Annotated in this window: 14 protein-coding genes; 9 read left to right on the top strand and 5 right to left on the bottom strand. The window is 48.8% G+C overall.

Annotated elements, in window-relative coordinates:
- The first annotated feature begins 131 nt into the window (after nucleotides 1–131).
- The 4 genes from nusB (at nucleotide 132) to coaE (ending at nucleotide 2,664) form a co-directional block, all read left to right on the top strand.
- On the top strand, nucleotides 132–1,061 hold the full coding sequence (gene nusB / locus H608_RS0101925) for a transcription antitermination factor NusB (protein WP_028786194.1): 930 nt from the start codon (nucleotides 132–134) through the stop codon (nucleotides 1,059–1,061).
- Nucleotides 1,062–1,111: 50 nt separating this feature from the next.
- A complete protein-coding gene (locus tag H608_RS0101920) occupies nucleotides 1,112–1,546 on the top strand; it encodes a DUF1573 domain-containing protein (protein ID WP_028786193.1) in 435 nt (144 codons plus the stop codon).
- A gap of 29 nt (nucleotides 1,547–1,575) precedes the next feature.
- Nucleotides 1,576–1,920 (top strand): preprotein translocase subunit YajC, encoded by a 345-nt coding sequence (yajC, locus tag H608_RS0101915; protein WP_028786192.1) that lies wholly within the window; start codon nucleotides 1,576–1,578, stop codon nucleotides 1,918–1,920.
- A gap of 138 nt (nucleotides 1,921–2,058) precedes the next feature.
- Nucleotides 2,059–2,664 (top strand): dephospho-CoA kinase, encoded by a 606-nt coding sequence (gene coaE, locus H608_RS0101910; RefSeq protein WP_028786191.1) that lies wholly within the window; start codon nucleotides 2,059–2,061, stop codon nucleotides 2,662–2,664.
- Between the two features lie 56 nt (nucleotides 2,665–2,720).
- Here coaE and H608_RS0101905 read toward each other — a convergent pair whose 3' ends face one another.
- Together H608_RS0101905 and H608_RS0101900 are read right to left on the bottom strand one after the other, a co-directional pair.
- Complete coding sequence (locus tag H608_RS0101905) at nucleotides 2,721–3,911, bottom strand: pyridoxal phosphate-dependent aminotransferase (protein ID WP_028786190.1); 1,191 nt, start codon at nucleotides 3,909–3,911, stop codon at nucleotides 2,721–2,723.
- Nucleotides 3,912–4,084: 173 nt separating this feature from the next.
- A complete protein-coding gene (locus H608_RS0101900) occupies nucleotides 4,085–5,386 on the bottom strand; it encodes a serine hydrolase (protein WP_051267922.1) in 1,302 nt (433 codons plus the stop codon).
- Nucleotides 5,387–5,549: 163 nt separating this feature from the next.
- Here H608_RS0101900 and secDF point away from each other — a divergent pair, with 163 nt between their 5' ends.
- Both secDF and H608_RS0101890 read left to right on the top strand, forming a co-directional pair.
- Nucleotides 5,550–8,651, top strand: a complete 3,102-nt coding sequence (secDF, locus tag H608_RS0101895) for a protein translocase subunit SecDF (RefSeq protein WP_028786188.1) — start codon at nucleotides 5,550–5,552, stop codon at nucleotides 8,649–8,651.
- A gap of 399 nt (nucleotides 8,652–9,050) precedes the next feature.
- A complete protein-coding gene (locus H608_RS0101890) occupies nucleotides 9,051–11,315 on the top strand; it encodes a monovalent cation:proton antiporter family protein (RefSeq protein WP_028786187.1) in 2,265 nt (754 codons plus the stop codon).
- Here the strand turns inward: H608_RS0101890 and H608_RS0101885 are convergent.
- The 3 genes from H608_RS0101885 to H608_RS0101875 are packed head-to-tail and all read right to left on the bottom strand — an operon-like array spanning nucleotide 11,287 to nucleotide 16,664.
- The gene (locus H608_RS0101885) at nucleotides 11,287–11,949 is read right to left on the bottom strand and encodes a hypothetical protein (protein WP_028786186.1); all 663 of its coding nucleotides are present in this window, start codon (nucleotides 11,947–11,949) and stop codon (nucleotides 11,287–11,289) included. The genes H608_RS0101890 and H608_RS0101885 overlap by 29 nt on opposite strands.
- A 1-nt stretch (nucleotide 11,950) precedes the next feature.
- The gene (locus H608_RS0101880; RefSeq protein ID WP_155990013.1) at nucleotides 11,951–13,594 is read right to left on the bottom strand and encodes a TonB-dependent receptor; all 1,644 of its coding nucleotides are present in this window, start codon (nucleotides 13,592–13,594) and stop codon (nucleotides 11,951–11,953) included.
- Nucleotides 13,595–13,628: 34 nt separating this feature from the next.
- Nucleotides 13,629–16,664, bottom strand: a complete 3,036-nt coding sequence (locus tag H608_RS0101875) for a tetratricopeptide repeat protein (RefSeq protein ID WP_028786184.1) — start codon at nucleotides 16,662–16,664, stop codon at nucleotides 13,629–13,631.
- A 181-nt stretch (nucleotides 16,665–16,845) separates the two neighbouring features.
- Here H608_RS0101875 and H608_RS0101870 point away from each other — a divergent pair, with 181 nt between their 5' ends.
- The 3 genes from H608_RS0101870 (at nucleotide 16,846) to H608_RS0101860 (ending at nucleotide 18,902) form a co-directional block, all read left to right on the top strand.
- The gene (locus tag H608_RS0101870) at nucleotides 16,846–17,256 is read left to right on the top strand and encodes a DoxX family protein (protein WP_028786183.1); all 411 of its coding nucleotides are present in this window, start codon (nucleotides 16,846–16,848) and stop codon (nucleotides 17,254–17,256) included.
- Nucleotides 17,257–17,322: 66 nt separating this feature from the next.
- Nucleotides 17,323–17,733 (top strand): acyl-CoA thioesterase, encoded by a 411-nt coding sequence (locus H608_RS0101865; protein ID WP_028786182.1) that lies wholly within the window; start codon nucleotides 17,323–17,325, stop codon nucleotides 17,731–17,733.
- Nucleotides 17,734–17,888: 155 nt separating this feature from the next.
- Nucleotides 17,889–18,902, top strand: a complete 1,014-nt coding sequence (locus H608_RS0101860; protein ID WP_028786181.1) for a site-2 protease family protein — start codon at nucleotides 17,889–17,891, stop codon at nucleotides 18,900–18,902.
- Nucleotide 18,903 lies beyond the last annotated feature (1 nt).

The raw sequence follows: 18,903 nt of genomic DNA, 5'->3' as shown, positions 1-18,903 counted from the left end.
GCAGGTAACACCTGCGTAAACCCAAACCAACCTTCGATTTAAAGGGTATCTGAAAAGATACCCTTTATTATTGCGTGACCCTTCGGTAAACGGCTTGTTTGCCCTATATTTGCGGCTTCAAAAGTTCTTACATGATCAGTAGAAGAAACATACGGGTAAAAGTGATGCAATCACTCTATACTGTATCGACCCTGGAGACCGAAGCGAAACCCGGCGAGCCCCGGAAAATCTTACAACAACATTTTGATCAGACCCGTTCCCTGTTTGTTTACCTGATCTGGTTCCTGACAGAAGTAGCCCGCTACGCGGAAAAAGATGCTCATCAGCGTGCAAGCAAACATTTGCCCTCTGCGGAAGATCTCAATGTCAACACCAAGCTGGCGGGCAACGAACTGCTCTGGAAAATCCTCGAAGATCCACAGTTCATTGCACAGGTGGGCAAAGACAAACCCGTACAACGCACAGACCTCGAACTGATCCGCAAAGTATACCTGCAACTCAAAGACACACCTGAATACCGCGCTTATATCGCAGATGCCACACGTGAGAAAGGCGACGAGCGAAAAATTCTTGAATTTATTTTCAATGATCTCCTGCTCGGTTCGGAAAACTTCACCAGCCATATCGAAGAACTCTTCTCCAATTGGGATGATGATGGAGAAATGGTGATCCAATTGCTCGTTGGTTATCTTCAGAAACCCGGTCAGTTGCTGTTCAACCAGATGCTGAGCCCCGATAAAGAACAGTTTGCCAAGAGCCTGCTGCAGACCGTGATCGATAAAAGGGAATACCTGCAGGAACTCATCGTTCCCAAACTCAAAAACTGGGATCCCGAACGGATCGCACTGCTCGACATGATCCTGATGGAAATGGGCGTGAGCGAATTTCTCTACTTCGAAACTATTCCTCCGAAAGTGACGATCAACGAATACATCGATCTGGCAAAAGAATACAGCACGCAACAAAGCGGACAATTTGTGAACGGCATCCTGGATAATATTCACAAAGACCTGGTGGCACAGGGAAAAATGCGGAAGGTTGACCACCGCAAGATATCCTGACCTATTTCCGCGATACCCCTAACTTTGCAACGCACAATTGAAAAAGGAATATGAAGAAATTACTACTGGCGGGATTTGCCGCTACCCTTTTGATCGCTTGCGGCGAAACCGATAAGAAAACCTCCCTGGAGCAAAAAGAGCAGATGCTGAAAGACAGCGCCAACTTTACCTCCATTCAATGGCTCGATTCTACATTTGTAGATATGGGCAAGGTGAAACAGGGACAGGTAGTGGAAGTAGCCTTCCGTTTCCGCAACAGCGGCACCAAAAACCTGGTGATCGAATCGGTAACACCCGGTTGTGGCTGCACGGTGGCCGATACACCGAAAGAACCATTTGCCCCGGGCCAGGAAGGTGTGATCAAAGCCAACTTCGACAGCAAGAACCAGACAGTCGGCCCTCACCGCAAACATGTAACGGTAAAAGCCAACACATTGCCGGAGAACTCACAAGACCTGGACTTCCAGGTAGAAGTAACTGAATAAATCGTTTTAACGCTAAAACACAATAAAGAATGAACATTTTCTTTTTGCAAGCCAAACCCTCTGGTCCCCTGGGTGGTAACGAGATGCTTGTCGTAATGGGACTTATGATCGTTGTTTTCTGGTTGTTTTTCATCCGCCCGCAAGCCAAGCGTGCAAAAAACCAGAAGAAATTCATTTCCGACCTGCAGAAAGGTGACCGTATCGTTACCATCGCAGGTATTCATGGCACGATTGCAAAAGTAAATGAAGACACCACGCTGAATATCGAAACCAGCCCCGGTTCTTACATCCGCATCGAAAAATCTGCTATCAGCATGGACTGGACTGCACAGGTAAACAAAGCTGCCGGCACTGCTCCCGCTGATAAAAAATAATCATATTTTCCGCATTGAAAATCCGAAATTCGCTCCGGCAGATTTCGGATTTTTTTGTGCTTTTGTGAATAGTCAATAGTGAATGGTGAATGATTAAGCTTACTTATAACTTAATACTTAATACTTACTACTTATAACTTGCTACGCGTAGGACTTACAGGCGGCATTGGCAGCGGCAAAACGACCGTTGCACACATTTTTGAAATGCTGGGCATTCCTGTGTACTACTCCGACGATGCCGCAAAACAATTGATGAACACCGATCCGGAGATACGGCGGCTACTCACCGAAGAATTCGGGAACGATGTTTACACAGCGCAAGGGCTGCTCAACCGGGCACATCTTGCTTCGCTGGTATTTCCTGATCCGCAGAAACTGGCGCGGCTCAATGCCATCACCCATCCCGTAACCATCGCCGACAGCGACAAATGGATGCATCGTCAATCCACGCCCTACGCTATCAAAGAAGCAGCGCTGCTCGTCGAAGCAGGCGCCGATCAATACCTCGACTTCCTCATCGGTGTTACCGCACCGGAAAATGTCCGCATTGAAAGAGTAATGAAAAGAGACGGCGTATCAGCCGAACAGGTGCGCCACCGTATGCAACGGCAGATGCCGGAGGAAGAAAAAATGAAACGCTGCCATGCCGTGTTGCACAATGATGAACAAACATTGCTCATTCCACAAGTGCTGCAATTGCACCAGCAGCTCCTGGAGAAAGCAGCCGCTATCGCATCATCCTGAAAAAACAAACGTCCTCCGTTAAGGAAGACGTTTGAAATAATTTCAACACTGTTATTTTATTTCAGGTTGGCCAGCGCTTTCTTGATACGCGCCCAGGCTTCTTCAATTTTCTCAAGGCTGTTGGCAAAAGAGAAACGTACGCACTCAGGGTCACCGAATGCTTCGCCCATTACCGATGACACGTGTGCCGTATTCAACAGGTACATACAGAAATCACCGGATGTATGGATTGTTGTATTACCATCTGATTTTCCATAGTAAGAACTTACATCCGGGAAAATATAGAAGGCGCCATCCGGCTCGGGGCATTCGATACCCGGCACTTCTTTTACCAGCTCCAATACTCTTTTTTTGCGGCGTGTGAACTCCTCCACCATTTCCATGGTTGGCTTGAGATCGGTTGTCAAGGCGGTCACTGCAGCTTTCTGTGTGATGGAGTTGGTACCACTTGTAAACTGTCCCTGGATCTTTTCACATGCTTTGGCGATCTCTACGCTCGATGCTGTATAGCCGAGGCGCCAGCCCGTCATGGCAAATCCCTTACTCAAGCCGTTCACGATCACCACGCGGTCTTTGATGTCCTCGAATTGCGCGATGCTTTCATGTGCGCCTACGAAGTTGATGTATTCGTATATCTCGTCGGAGATGATGGTGATATTGGGGTATTTACGGAACACATTCACCAGCCCTTCCAGTTCTGCGCGTGTATAAACGGCGCCGCTGGGGTTACAGGGTGAAGAAAACAGGAATACGTTGGAATGCGGCGTGATCGATGCTTCGAGTTGCGCAGGTGTGATCTTGAAACCTTCCTTTGCAGAAGTTTTGATCTCCACCACACGGCCACGTGCGATCTTCACGAGTTCGCTGTACGTAACCCAGTAAGGAGTGGGAATGATCACCTCATCATTTTCATCTACCAGCGACAGGATCACATTAGCCAGGCTTTGTTTCGCACCTGTTGATACCACAATGTTTTCCGGTTTATAGTCAAGATTGTTATCGCGTTTAAGCTTGGTACAGATGGCTTCGCGCAGATCGAGAAAACCAGGCACCGGCGTGTAATGGCTCCAGTTGTCCTGGATGGCTTTTACAGCAGCATCTTTGATGTGCTGCGGTGTATCAAAGTCAGGTTCACCCAGGCTCAGATCAATAACATCGATACCCTGGGCTCTCAGTTCGCGGCCGAGTTTGGCCATTTTCAAAGTTTCCGGCTCATTGAAGCGCTGCAAAAGAGAAGATAACTGCATGATGGAGATAGGTTGAAAATTTTAAGGGGTTATGAATGAGCAAGCGGTTACAAATGTAACGATTTGCACAACGTGTTGCGGCGATGTTGTGTCGTTTTCCGAATACTTTTTACGATTCGTAACTAACGTTTGAATGCTTTATTCATCAACGTTTCAACAGCTCATGCACTACATCATCGTTTGTGCCTGCGTTGTTTTTCATACGCATAAATGAGTTTGCCCAGCTCGCGGAAAAACGGATAACCCACCGTTTTGTAATCGTATTTATTGTCGTTGAGAATACCGTCGCTGTTGCAATAAATAACACCGCTCAGCATAAACTCCACACTCGTTTCTTCCTCTTTGATATAGGCGATATCAAGCAGATAACCGTAGGCTCCTCCGGTTTTGTTAAACACGCGTACACCGGGAAAGGGGTTGCCTTCGGTGCCATACAACCAGTTCTTCACATAGGTATCTGTATAAACACTGTTGTTGTAGGGCGGATAACCCGCCTGACGCGGCGCCATGGACATGTAATTACGCAGAAATGTGTAGTCTTCCTGCCGGAGATTGAAACGTTGCTTCGCGGGCACATCTTCCGGGAACATAATACTCCGCATGATGTCGTGCAACTCCGGAAGTGTGATCCTGTTCTTCGCACCGAAATCAAATGGTGATGATACGAGCTTCCCCTCTTTGATAAAACCATTTCCCCGGTAAATGGAAGGACCGGCCTGCCAGTGTGCCGCATAACGTGCGGGTTGCTGGTATAACAACCTTCCGCCGGTATCGGCAAAGGCAACGGGATTCGTATAATCCTGCCGTATGGAAGATTCAAGGCGATGCAGTATACGGGCGAAAGAATAACCTCTCGCATGCAGTTGAGCATTGATATAATCCGGTCCTAAAAATTCATACAAGCGGTTATAGGCATCGTTGTCGCTCACCAGTAATATCTTCCGGATATAATGCGCAACAGTCGGTCTTCCGTCGGGGGTGGAAGGATCGTTGTAAACGGCGGTCTGTCCTTCGCCGGCCGCTTCGGTGATCATGGCCGTTTCAGGATCGATGTTGAGTTCGTGCAGGCGTTGCAATGCCAGCGCAGCTATAGGTAATTTTACCGTTGATGCCGGATAGAAATAACGGTCTTCGCGCACATGAAAAAAATGATTGGTGAAATGTGCGCCACCTTTTTCATCGCGGTCGATCTGTGTATAGATCACCTGCACGTCGAGTGTATCGGCCCGTTGAAGCACGGAATCGAACAGTTGCGGATGCGCCGCCATGATGTTGTGCAGAAACGTATCGGTGGCAGGAATCTTTGATGTTTCCGTGTAAGGTGCAGATTGCCCGGTAGGTTTGGGTGCGGAACAGGCGTAAAAGAGCAGGACAATTCCGCAAACTGGCAGCAGGTATTTCATTTGGGGAAAATAATCAGAAACAACGGGGTTGAAAAACGAAAACGGCGCAATCGCCTGATTGGCGCTGGACAAACGATTTAATTTATTAATAATCAATAAATTAAATAGATAATAACACCCATTCTAACTTATATGGTAAAACATTATCTTTGCACCTCTTTAAAAATTCCGACAAGTCTTGCCCGGATGCGACTGCAAAAAGGAAAGGCCACTAAAACGTAAACTGTAACAACGTATGCAACTGAAAGGTTTGGTTCGATTTTTTACGATCCTGCTTATTATTTACTCGCTTTACCAGCTTTCCTTTACCTGGGTAGTGCGTAATCATGAGGATAAACTGGAAGCGCAGGCGAAGAGAGAAATTGGCGCACAGTATCCGGCACCCGAAGTAAAATTCCCCAATAACACCGACTCCCAGGTAGTATACCGGGAACAACTGGACAAACTCATTGAAGCCAGAATCACCCGCCTGGAAGACAGCACCAAAAATGTGACCGTTACCTACGGTATCACTGGTGCTATCAGCTACCAGAAGGCGAAAGAACAGGAACTGAGTCTCGGTCTCGACCTGAAAGGTGGTATGAACGTTACGCTGGAAGTGGAAATGAACGGTCTGCTGAAAGGTTTGTCCAACAATCCCCGCGATCCTAACTTTCTGAAAGCACTGGAAAACGCAGATAAACTCCGCGCCAACAGTGATGCCAACTTCGTACGTCTGTTTGCGCAGGAATACAAGAAACTGGTTCCCGGTGGTCGTCTCGCTTCCATCTTTGCCTCTGCCAACAAAGGACTGATCCAGGTTAACGACTCGGATGACAAAGTTGTAAGCATCCTCGAAGGCCAGGCGAAAGAAGCATTCGAAAGCACGTTCAAGGTGCTCACCAACCGTATCGACCAGTTTGGTGTTGCGCAGCCGAATATCAGCCCCGACCCTTCCAGAGGTATTATCACCGTGGAACTGCCGGGCGTGAAAGATAAAGAGCGCGTACGCCGTTTCCTCCAGGCTTCTGCCAACCTGCAGTTCTGGAAGACCTACAAACTCAGCGAACTGGCTCCCGCTATTCAGCAGGCAGATGCCGCTTTCGATGCTTTCATGAAAGGTCAGGCTCCTGCTCCCGATACGGCCGTTACAACTGCTACGCCGGACACCACCGGACAAGCGGCTGTTAAACCTGACACGGCTGTCAAGAAAGACACCAATATTTTCGCTGACCTCGGTAATGATACCGGCAGCAAAGGTCAACAACAAACTGCCGGCGCTGAAAACAACAAGCGCTCACTGCAGGAGTTCATCATGTTCAACCAGGAAGACGGTGGTATTCTCGGTTATGTAAGCGACACCGTAGCTGTACGTTCCTACCTGACTTCTGAAGCTCTCCGCAGATATTTCCCCCGCGATGCCGTATTTGCTTTCGGTACTGAAATCAAAAGTGGTAAAAACGCCGGACCTCTTGCAGGCAAATTCCCACTCTACGCCCTGAAAACCTATGGCAGCGAAAAAGCGCCGGTAGAAGGTGACGCGATCAAGGACGCCAAGCAGGACTTCGAACAACAAGGCGGCAGCCGTCCTATCGTTTCCATGGAAATGAATGACGCAGGCGCCAAGAAGTGGAGCGTACTGACCGGTGAAAGTGCAAAAGGACAAATTCCTATCGCTATCGTAATGGACGGCATCGTTTACTCTGCCCCCATCGCCAGCGGCGAATTATATGGTAATTCACAGATCACAGGTAACTTCTCCGTACAGGAGGCAAAAGACCTGGCCAACATCCTGCGTTCCGGTAAACTCGTGGCTCCCGCCAAGATCGTACAGGAACAAACTGTAGGCCCAACCCTCGGTGAAGAAGCCGTGAGAGGCGGTCTGATGTCATTCGGTATTTCCTTCCTCGTGATCTTCGTACTCATGCTGGTGTACTATAACACCGCAGGCTGGGTAGCCAACATCGCGCTTATTCTCAACCTGCTGTTCACCGTAGGTGTACTGGCCGGTCTGGGTGCCACACTCACCGCTCCCGGTATTGCCGGTCTGGTACTGACCATCGGTATGGCCGTGGATACGAACGTAATCATCTACGAACGTATCAAGGAGGAACTTAACCGCGGTAAAGGGTATATCCCCGCAATCAACGAAGGTTATAAGCGTTCGCTGCCGCCGGTACTCGACGGGCACGTAACCACGTTGCTCACAGCGGTGATCCTGTTCTACTTCGGGCTTGGTCCGGTAAAAGGTTTCGCTACCACACAGATCCTCGGTCTGTTGCTGTCTCTCTTCTGCGGTATTCTTGTTAGCCGCTGGGTGACCGACTGGTTTACCAACCGCAACAAACACCTCGAATATTTCACCGGTGTAAGCCGCCGCATCTTCAAACATGCCGCTTATAAATTCATTGAATTCCGTAAGACTGCCTATATTATCTCCTTCGTGGTGCTGGGTCTGGGTATCGCTTCGTTCTTCAACGGATTCGATTACGGTGTGGAGTTCGATGGTGGCCGTAGCTACAAAATCGGATTCGATAAAAAAGTAAATGTTGAACAGGTACGTGATGAGTTGAAAGCTGTTTTTGAAGGCGACAACCCGGTGATCAAAACCGTAGGTGACGAAAAAACGCTTGACATCACCACGGCTTACCTGATCAAAGAACCACGTGCCGATTATGCCGACTCAGTGGTAGAACACAAACTCTACGAAGGGCTGAAGAAGCATTACGACAAAACGCCTACATACGAGCAATTCGACGCCAGCTATAAACTCGGTTTTAAGAAAGTACTGCCGACGATCTCCGACGACCTGAAGAGAGGCGCTGTAAAAGCAACCCTCTTCGCGATCTTCGTGATCTTCCTGTACATCTTCATCCGTTTCCGCGACTGGAGATTCTCACTCGGTACGATTGTCTCTCTCCTTCACGACGTACTCGTAACGCTGATCGTGTTCTCGTTTGCCCGTGAGATCGTACCCTTCCCGCTGGAGATCGACCAGCACTTCATTGCAGCGATTCTGACGGTGATCGGCTTCTCGATGAACGATACGGTAATCGTATTCGACCGCATCCGTGAAGACCGGAAGAAGTATCCGAACATGGAGCTGAAGCAGGTGATCAATACAGCGATCAACGAAACGCTGAGCCGTACGATCATGACATCACTCACGGTGTTCCTGACCATCCTCATCTTGTTCCTGTTTGGTGGTGAGGTAACCAAAGGTTTCGCTTTCGCGATGCTGATCGGTGTAATAACCGGTATCTACTCTTCTATCTTTGTAGCCGCTCCGATCCTGGTGGACCTGGGTGCCGGCAAACGGAAGAAGAAAGAAGCCGCTGAGAAAAACAAAACGGTTTAAAAAAGCCTGATATAATAAAAAGCCCCGCCAGCGCGGGGCTTTTTTAATGTGAAAATGTGTCCGGGCTTCGCCCCCCGGGGATGTGGAAATGAAACGAATTGTTGGGACCCTGTTCGCTTTTGTGAAAACCGCTGTTACCAATAATTTAAAAACTCCCCCTACACCTCACACCTTATACCTTACGCCTTTGTGCACATTGCGCCGACGGCGCTCTTTTTGCCCTAAATCCGTTATATTTGAACAAACCAGCTCCTTCGGTGTTGGTGATGTGCCGACCGGTATCTTTTGCAGGGCACGCCCTGCCTGGTCATACTCTTTATCCGGTCTGTCTACGGCGGACCGGCGATTTTACGCAAAACACAGACTGGAACAGAATTATTAGCTTGAAACGCCGCTTGCATGCATCATCTACCACATTTGATCACCGATTTGGCATTGATACTTGGCGCCGCCGCGCTGATGACCCTTCTATTTAAATGGCTGAAACAGCCACTTGTATTGGGTTATATCATTGCCGGCATCCTTATCAGCTCCCACTTTTCCTGGTTTCCTAACATCCAGGAAAAAGAGAACGTGGAAGTATGGGCCGAAATCGGTATTGTTTTTCTTCTCTTTAGCCTTGGTCTCGAATTCAGCTTCCGCAAACTGGCAACCGTCGGCGGCTCGGCCTCCGTTTCCGCTTTTGTGGAAGCTGCGGGTATGTCCGCCCTCGGATACGGCATTGGCAAACTATTAGGCTGGTCCACGATGGACAGCATTTACCTGGGCGCAGCGCTCGCTGTTTCTTCCACCACCATCATCATCAAAGCGGTGGAAGAACTCGGATTAAAGAAAAAGAAATTCGCTACCCTGGTATTCGGCATTCTCATCGTAGAAGACCTGATCACCATCGCCATCCTCGTATTGCTTACCACCATCTCGGTCAGCCAGCAGTTCATGGGTACCGAAATGGTGCTCTCTATTCTTAAATTGATCTTCTTCCTGATACTCTGGTTTATCACCGGCATCTTCTTCATCCCTTCCATTTTGAAGAAGGCAAAGCACCTGATGAACGACGAGACACTGCTGGTAGTATCCATTGCCATGTGTCTGATGATGGTATTCCTCGCAGCACAGGCAGGATTCTCCTATGCATTGGGCGCCTTCATCATGGGTTCTCTGCTCGCCGAAACGACCAAGGCCGAACGTATCGAACATCTGGTGAAACCGGTAAAAGACTTGTTTGGCGCCATCTTCTTTGTATCCGTCGGTATGCTCATCGATTTGAAAATGATGGGGGAATTTGCCATACCGATCATTGTCATTACCATTGCCTGTATTGTTGGTAAAGTGATCACCACCGGTTTGGGAGCTTATTTGTCCGGCAACTCACTGAAAGTATCGATGCAGACAGGTATGAGCCTTGCGCAGATAGGTGAATTTTCTTTCATCATCGCCGCGTTGGGCACCAGCCTCAAAGCCACCAGCGATTCGCTGTACCCTATTATTGTTGCGGTATCGGGCGTTACCACCTTCACCACGCCTTACCTGATCCGCGCCAGCACACCTTTTTACGAATGGATAGACAAACGTCTCCCCGAGAAATGGCGCAAATCCCTTAACCGTTATAGTTCGGAAGCTACCACCATCACGGCTGCCAGCGATTTCCAGCAGGTATTAAAATCATTCATGATGAACGTGATCATCTTTTCGGTGATCATTGGTGCCATTGTGTACCTGTCATCTACGTATGTATTGCCGTGGGTAGCCACCCATACCGATTATGCATTCGGTGGCATAACCGCCGCAGTGATTACACTGGCCATCATGGCTCCGTTTATCTGGGCATTGGTGGTAAGAAATGAACGGAATGAATCCTTCGTGATCATTTACGCGCAACAACGCTATAGAGGTCCTATCCTGCTGATGCGCGCCATCAAGCTGGTGCTGGCCTTGTTCTCCATCATTTTCCTGCTGAACCGTTTCTTCTCGATCAATATTGCCTTGTACAGTGCGGTAATCATGATCATCTTCTTTGTGGTGTTCCGCAAAAAGATACAGGCGCTGTATGACCGCATCGAAAACCGCTTTATCCGCAACCTCAACGACCGCGATCTGCAGGAGGAAATACGGCTGGTAGAACAACAGGCCAGCCGCCGCAATGTAGATCTCGCGCCCTGGGACGCACACATGACCACCTTCGACGTGGAACCCGAAGTAAGTCCGTCGATCATCGGTAAAACGCTGGAAGAATTGCAATGGCGCGAATACATCGGTGTGAACATTGCCATGATACGGCGCGGACAGATTACAATCGCCACACCTCAAAAGCATGACCGCATTTTTCCCTGCGATAAACTGTACATCATCTGTACCGATGCGCAGGAGAAGAAAATGAATGCCATTCTCCGCCCTGATAAAAAACTGATGGAAAGCCAGAAAGATACCGAAGTGGAACTGGATAAATTCACCATCGAACACGACTCACCTTTCCTTAACCTGTCTGTCCGCGATTCGGGTATCCGCGGTACAGCCAACGGCCTGGTAGTAGGTATCGAACGCAATGGCAAACGTATCCTCAATCCCGAATCCACGACCATCTTCGAAGAAGGTGATGTGGTATGGATCGTGGGTGAGAAAAAACTGATCGTGGCTATTACCGAGCAGGAATTGCCTCGTAAGTAACGGGAGTTATTTTTAATGGCGCCGCAGATTGGTCTCCCACCGCAGAGGGGGTTAGTCCGTGTTGCGACAAATGCCAGCCGGTAAACAATAAGGTAAGCAGCAGCAGAATACCTGCGATCAGCAGCCAGGGACTGCGTTGTACGATCGCGGGCGCCAGCAGCTCCTTCATTTCGGTGGAAGTTTTCTCCTCCTCTCCCACGCGCACGGTATGTTCGGATTGTTCGCGGATGATGCGTTCGGCCGGTACGGCCGTTTCAGGTTGGAATGCGCGCACCGCAGATTCAAAACGTATTTCGCCGGCCAGTCCCGTGCTCAAAGTGCCCACGTCGGCCCAGCGGATTTTCGCGCCGTCGCGCAGTTTCTTTTTCAGGTCAAATACAAAATCGTTGAAACGGATAACCGCTTCGCGCTGGTGAATATTCAGCGCGCCGGCCAACCAGCCGAATAAGCGATGGCTGGCGGTTTCGGAGCCGGTTTCACCGCTATGCTGCAAAGCAATACGGTAAGACGCCGGTTCGGCTGTACGCGTCGTAAAGTCCATGACAGCAGCCTGCCGCTCTACCACTAATATCCCTACTCCCGGAATCGTCAGGCGTCCATAACGGACGAGATACGCATACAATGCCTTGTACATATCAGTTCTTTTGTGCGAACGAATATACGATACCGCCCACAAAGTTGAAGCCATATACCGGATACTGGTTCCAGCGCTGGTATTCTTTGTTGGTGATATTATTGAATTGTGCCCACAGATTAAGATTACGCGTGATCTTGAATTCAAGTCCTGCATTGAGGTCGAATGCGCCGCTAAGCTTGCCTACCGTTGCATCCTTCTTCAAGTAATGCGGACCATCCCAGGCAAAAATATCCGTTTTGAACCAGAGGTCTTTCATGATCAGCAATCGCAGGGCCGCATTGAATTCCATCGGCAGCAGACCCCATGCCTTCGCATTTGATTCGCGCAGGCCGCTGAATTGATTCAGTTTGATACCCGCTGTTACGGAGAATTTTTCCTGCACATTGTAGCCAACTTCACCACCCATGGTGATGATGCTCATTTTATCTTCATATACCACGGCAAACGATTTGCCATCGCCCGCAGCGCTGGTGTCATTGATGAACAATGGCTGGTTGTTGAGTGCCGTTACACCAAATCGTGCATTGTAGGTGAAGTGATCGCCGAGCGCCCCTTTAATACCACCATAGATTTCCTGTACCCAGGTGTTGTTCAAACGTTCAGGCGCCCACAGCCAGGGATTTTGCGAAGCAAGGTATTGATAGGTGGTTTTGCGCACATAACCCGTCCAGCCGGCCTGCACTACGAGACGCTGATCGCGTGTACCGGCTTCGGCCAGCACATTCGGAAACATTTTGAACTCGCCGTTGTCCCAGCTCGGACGAATGCCCGCCTGGATATTGAATTGCGCACTTTTGTATTGCACACCCGGTGCTACATACCATACGGTGTTGTTGACCGCATTTTTTTCATCGGGAGAAAGTCGTGTCAGATCAAATCCCACTTTAATACCGGCAGTAAAATCTTTGCCAATAGCTTTTTCCAACGGCAATGTCAATACAGTATTGCTCTCGTTGTTTTTCAGGTGATCGCCAAACACATCGATCCGCAACTCCGGAGCATAACTCAATTCGTATTCGGTTTTGCGGATGTTGCGCATGGCAAAACGTCCGGATATGGTCTGAAAGCGCTGACGGATCGAATCTTTGTCGAATGATAATGTTTCGGGTTCGTAACCGTATTTGTAAGTACGTTCCGCTTTCATACCAAGACCTGCATTCCATTCCAGTCCCCCTGCCGTTTTATAAAAACCTTTGATGCTGGCTTGTGTGTTGGAAAAATCCTGGTACTCGCGTTTGCCTTGTGAGGATACGTGTTTGGCATAGATATCAACACCCGCGGTCTGTCCGTCACCAAACGAAAAACCAGCCTGCACAAACGGCGTTTTCAGGCTACCGAAACCGGCTTTCACATAGTTGCTGTTGTCCCATTTACCTACGGTATCCGTTTGCAAAGCCAGCGGCTTTAATGATCCGGGTTGATAGGGAAATAACAGGTGTTGATTGGGCACGCTGTATTGCAGCCGTGGCTTGCTGGTATCAGCGGCGGGCGGACTTGCATTGAAATTGATCTTGGCCGCATCGCGTAAGATCGGTTTAAAGGAAGACGTAATATCAACAGATCTTTTGCGGGTGGTATCCTGCGCAGAGGCGGTGAAGGCGAGCAGCGTGCCGATTACCACGAGACAAACTATTCTTTTCATCTTTCGAGTTTATTATTAGGCGAAGAGGAAATTATTATTTACCGATTTTGCTATCCTTTTTTTCCTCCTCGGTTACCAGGTCGAGTTTGGCTTGCGCTTCGCTCTTCAGATCAGGATTGGCGGCATTGTCTACGATGCTCTGGAAAGTGGCCTTGGCATTGAAATAATCTTTCTGACGGAAATAAATATCACCAAGCAGGATGTAGGATTTCACAACCCAGAAATCGTAAGAACCGGATTTATTGACGGTTTCGAAAGCAGCTTTCTCTGCTTCGGCCAGTTTGCCCTGTGCCAGCAGACAGTTTGCTATTTCATAACGTGCTTCCGCTGCGAGGGCCGCTTTGTTCTGGCTCACCACGGTGCGGAAAGTACCAATAGCCAGGTCATATTTGCGCTCTACTTCGTAAGATTTGGCAATGGCCATGTTGGCAAGTGCCTTGTCATCTGAGCTGCTGCCTTTCGCAATCGCCAGTTCTTTTGCATTCCCGACAGCTTCAGTCCATTTCTCCTGTTGGTACTGGCTTCTCAGCAAACCGCGCATGGCTTCCAGTTTATTTTCCTGGCTGGAGGCTTCCTGGTTCAGCTGACCATAATACAGTTCTGCTTTTGCATAATCTTTTTTCTCAAAGAAATTGATACGCGCCGCTTCCAGTATAGCGCGCTCGGCATATACGTTGGGTGCTTTGCCTGCCACAAACTCATAACTTTTCAGCGCATTGTTCCAATCCTTTTTGTCGTTGTAGATCTCTGCACGATTGAATTGCGCGTCGACGGCATACACACCGGTAGGGAATTTCTGCAGGTAATTGTTATAAGCTGTTAGCGCAGCGTTGATATTGTTAGCCTGGTAATGGCTTTCCGCAACGGAATAGCTCAATGAATCTTCCGCGCTTACGCTAAGGGGTTTGCCCGCCTGACGCATGTAGGCGGCGTATTCATCGGTTTTGTTATCGTCGAGATAAACAGTGCGGATATTATTCAGCGCATCTTCTGCTTCCGGAGAATTGGGATATTGCGACACCAGCGTCTGGTATTGCTTCAACGCCTCCGTGTTATTATTCATATTATAATAAGCCAGACCGAGTTTCAGGTAGGCCTGCGGTTTCAGGCTCGCATTGCCCGAACCGCCGATCACATTTTTCAGGAAAGGGATCGCTTCGTTGAAACGTTCATCACTGATATAAGAATTGGCGATCTCCATATTGGCATCTGTCACCAGTGAAGACTGCGGGAATTTACGCGTCATGGTCGACATCAGCGAGATCTTATCTTTCGGACTCTTGATACCCGCAATCATCGCGTTCTGGAAAGTGGCATAATCTTCCGACGGCCAGGAGTATTTCACTACATTATCATACATGCTTTTGGCGCGTGCATAATTTTTTTCCATGAAATAACAGTCTGCGGTGCGGAGATACGCGTCCTGCGTGAGTTCGTCTGATTTCAGCGAAGCATTTTTACCGATAGGTTCAAAAAACGTAAGCGCTACGGGATAGTTCTCTTTGCGGAGATAACAGTAACCAAGGTTATAACGCGCATTGACCGCGCTGGCTTCTCCGCTTGCAGGAGCGCCGCCATCGAGGTAGGCGTGGTAAAACTTAATGGCATCATCCACTTTGTTGGTACGATAAGCCAGTTCGCCTTTCCAGAAATTCACGAGCGGCAATACACCGCCTGCATTCGGATCTTTCAAAGCCCGATCCAGCAACGTGTTTGCTTCTGCCAGGCGGCCGTCGTTGATCAGTTCTGTCGAACGCCCGTAAAGAATGCGCGGATAAAGACGTTTGGCATTTTCCGAAGGATTTTTTACACCTTCGAGTAAAGTAAGTGCGTCACGGTAGTTGTTGGTATTGGCCAAAACGGCTACCAGCAGTTCGCGTGCTTCGGCGGTATAAGTTGAATTGGGATAGTCGGTGAGGAAGGAACGGAGGCCGTTCAGTGCTTCGTCCTGGTAGCCGAGCTCATAAGAAAGCTTGGCATACTGGTAACGGGAAATTTCTTTCTGCTCGGCATTGCTGCTGTTGGAGGCGCAAAAAAGAAAGGCGTTACGCGCATTGGTCTTTTGTCCGGTTTTGAGGTAGGCATCGCCGAGGAGGTACATGGCGTGCTGGCTGAGGGCATCTTCTTTGCCGCTGAGTTGTTTGAAGCCTTCGATTGCCTTGTTGAGGTTGCCGGTCTGGTAATAGCAATACGACAACTCATACAGGTCTTCGCGTTTTACTTTCTCGGAGCGGGCCACATAATCTTCGAGGAAGGGAAGCGCTTTGGCGTATTCTTTCCGCTCGAAGTAGGCATGGCCGATCATTTGTTTCAACTCCAGGTCATAATACTGGGAAGAACCTGTTTTGAGTTTGTTTTCGGCGTATGCGAGGGCTTCGTCCTTTTTTCCCTGGATATAATAGATCTGTGCGATGTAATAAGGCACTACGGTCGCATATTCTTTTTCATTTTCCACGATACGGAAGCTGCCGAGCGCTTCTTCGTATTGTGCGTCGCGGAAGGCGAGCACGCCGTAATAGTAATTGGCATCAAGGTAATGCTCATTATCCTTCATACTGCGCACAGTATTGAAGAGCGGCTTGGCCTTGGCAAATTGCTGAAGGGTGAAATAAGCGTAACCCTGGTTGAATTTCATCCGGGCTATTTCGGCATTGCTGAGGTTGGCAATATTGGCCTGTTCGTAGTAGCGGACGGATTCAGGGTATTTGCGAACCCGGAAATAGTATTCTCCGAGATGATAGCTCATCATCTGCACCCGTGCGTTATTGCGCTCCAGATCGATGTAGTCGATGGCCTTGGTTTCGGCCACCTCTTCGTTCTGTTTGAGCCCACACACGATGGTGTAATAATTGAGTTCCTGGGTTGTTACGGGATAATTAACGCGGTCGGTTTCCCGTGAACCGGCGTGCAGTTCCTTCAGCAGCGGATAAGCCAGACTGTATTGTTCTTTCTGAAAATACTCCTTCGCTTCTTTGAATTTTTCCTGCGGGTCATTATAATAGCGCGTTTGTTGCGCCATTCCAGCGATACTGCCACCAGTGGCGAGTACCAATAAAAGTTGTTGCTTCATGCGGAGTGTCCGTTTAAACCGTGTAGGATAACGTCGCGAATATTCAAATTATTTCAGCCATGACCAAAGAACGTTCCAAACAGGTGTGGATAAGTCCAGATATATGGATTGTTTAACATTTTGCGTCCGCAGGTGTTACAGAAAACGATATTTATTAATATTGCATACAAAATCAAGACCAATGAAGAAACTGTTCAGCACCCGTTATTCGGATAATGCATTCAATTTTGCCATCCTCCTGCTTCGTTTATTTGCCGGTATTTCGATGGCAGTTAACCACGGATATGGCAAGCTTACCGGATTCAAGCAAATCCTCGCCAAGGGTTTTGCCGATCCATTCGGAATAGGTCAATCCATGTCGCTTTCACTGACCATCTTTGCGGAATTTTTCTGCGCCATCTTTATTGCGGTCGGATTATTGACGCGACTGGCTACCATTCCGCTGATCATTGCCATGTCTGTAGCCTTTTTCATGATGCACCACGCCCGCATCGGTGAAGGCGAACTGGCAGGCCTTTACCTGACGATCTTTGTCGTGTTGTTGTTTGTGGGCCCCGGCAAAATCAGTGTCGACCGTCTGCTCGGCAAATAAGGAAATTGTTTTATCAAACAGGAAGCTGCAGCTTGCGGGCTGCAGCTTTTTTTTAGCCGTTCAATTATGTATATCACAGAAACTACCCTTCGCGTACGCTATGCAGAAACAGACCAGATGGGTGTCGTTTATCATGGGCATTACTTTCAATATTTCGAAGTTGCACGCGCCGAATCCATCCGTCATCTCGGTTTTACGTATGCCGATATGGAAAAAATAGGCGTGATCATGCCCGTGATAGAAGTGCAGTGCCGTTATCTGCGCCCGGCCTTGTATGATGATCTGCTGACGGTAAGAGTGATCCTCCGCGAATTACCTGCCGGGCACCGCATCGTGTTTGAACAGGAAATTGCCAATGAACAAGGCGAGCTGCTGGCAACCGGTATGGTAACGTTGTATTTTATGGAAAAAAGTACGATGCGCAGAACGGTGATGCCGCCGGAGCTTCACGCGAAACTGGAACCGCATTTTTCGTGAGTGGTGAATGGTGAATGGTGAATCGTCAATCGTGAATCGTCAATCGTGAATCGTCAATCGTGAATCGTCAATCGTGAATGATTGAATTTGCTCAAAGATCTCAATACTTATTACTTAATACTTAAAACTTAACACTTACAACGTAACTTAGACGCATGCAAGATATCCAGGTACCGGATGAGCGGCCAGAAGAATCCGGTGCTCAAACCATTGACTATCCACCGAAATACCAGACTGCGCCGGCTTCTGACAACGTATGGCTCCGCTCTCTCACGAGTCTTGCCCTCTATCTCCTGCTGGGTTATTATATTTTTCCGAGTTATGAAATGCTGCTGCTGATCACGGGTATCGTGATGTTTCATGAACTGGGACATTTTCTGGCCATGAAATATTTCCGGTACAATGATCTCGGCATTTTTTTCATTCCCTTATTGGGGGCTTATGTGTCGGGGACCAAACGCGAAGTATCGCAACGGCAATCAGCTATTATTCTATTGGCGGGTCCCTTGCCTGGCGTATTCCTCGGCATCGGCTTGTATTTCCTCGACCGGCACCTCGGTGGCATATATTGGGGCGATATATCCCTGTACACGACCAGCCTGTTGCTGATATTACTGAACCTCCTCAACCTGCTGCCGATCTATCCCCTCGATGGTGGACAATTGCTGAACCGTGTTTTTTTAGACGAAGAAAGCCTGGTGAGCCGCATTTTTATTTTCGTTTCTGTGGCGGCAATGGCGTGGTTTGCCTGGCATATGTACAGCCGCTCCGGGAATGCTTTTTACCTCGCATTGATTGCTTTCCCCGTAATGCTGCTGCTGCGTTTACGCACCGATGCGCGGTACACGGCAGTCGAAAAAAAGCTGGAAGCAGCGGGCATCAACCTCGATACCTCCTACGAGGAGATGCCGGATGAGGATTATTGGAAAATACGCGACGTACTCATCGAAACACAACCTGCCTTCCGCGATCTGCAACCGGGACCTCCCTATTCCTACAGCGACCGCGAAGACAAAATGATGTTGCAGGTACAAGGCTCCCTGCAACGCAACCTGATACAGGATGTTTCTCTTCCCGGAAAAATACTATTGCTCCTGATCTGGATCGGCGCTTTCGCCGCACCGTGGCTGCTTGAACTGGACCTTCGCTTCTTCGAACGTTTCCGCTGAT

The sequence above is a fragment of the Terrimonas ferruginea DSM 30193 genome (assembly GCF_000425585.1).
GTDB classification, from domain to species: Bacteria; Bacteroidota; Bacteroidia; order Chitinophagales; family Chitinophagaceae; genus Terrimonas; species Terrimonas ferruginea.
Note: the sequence above shows the minus strand (reverse complement) of the source record. Positions and strands in the feature narration are given on the sequence as shown.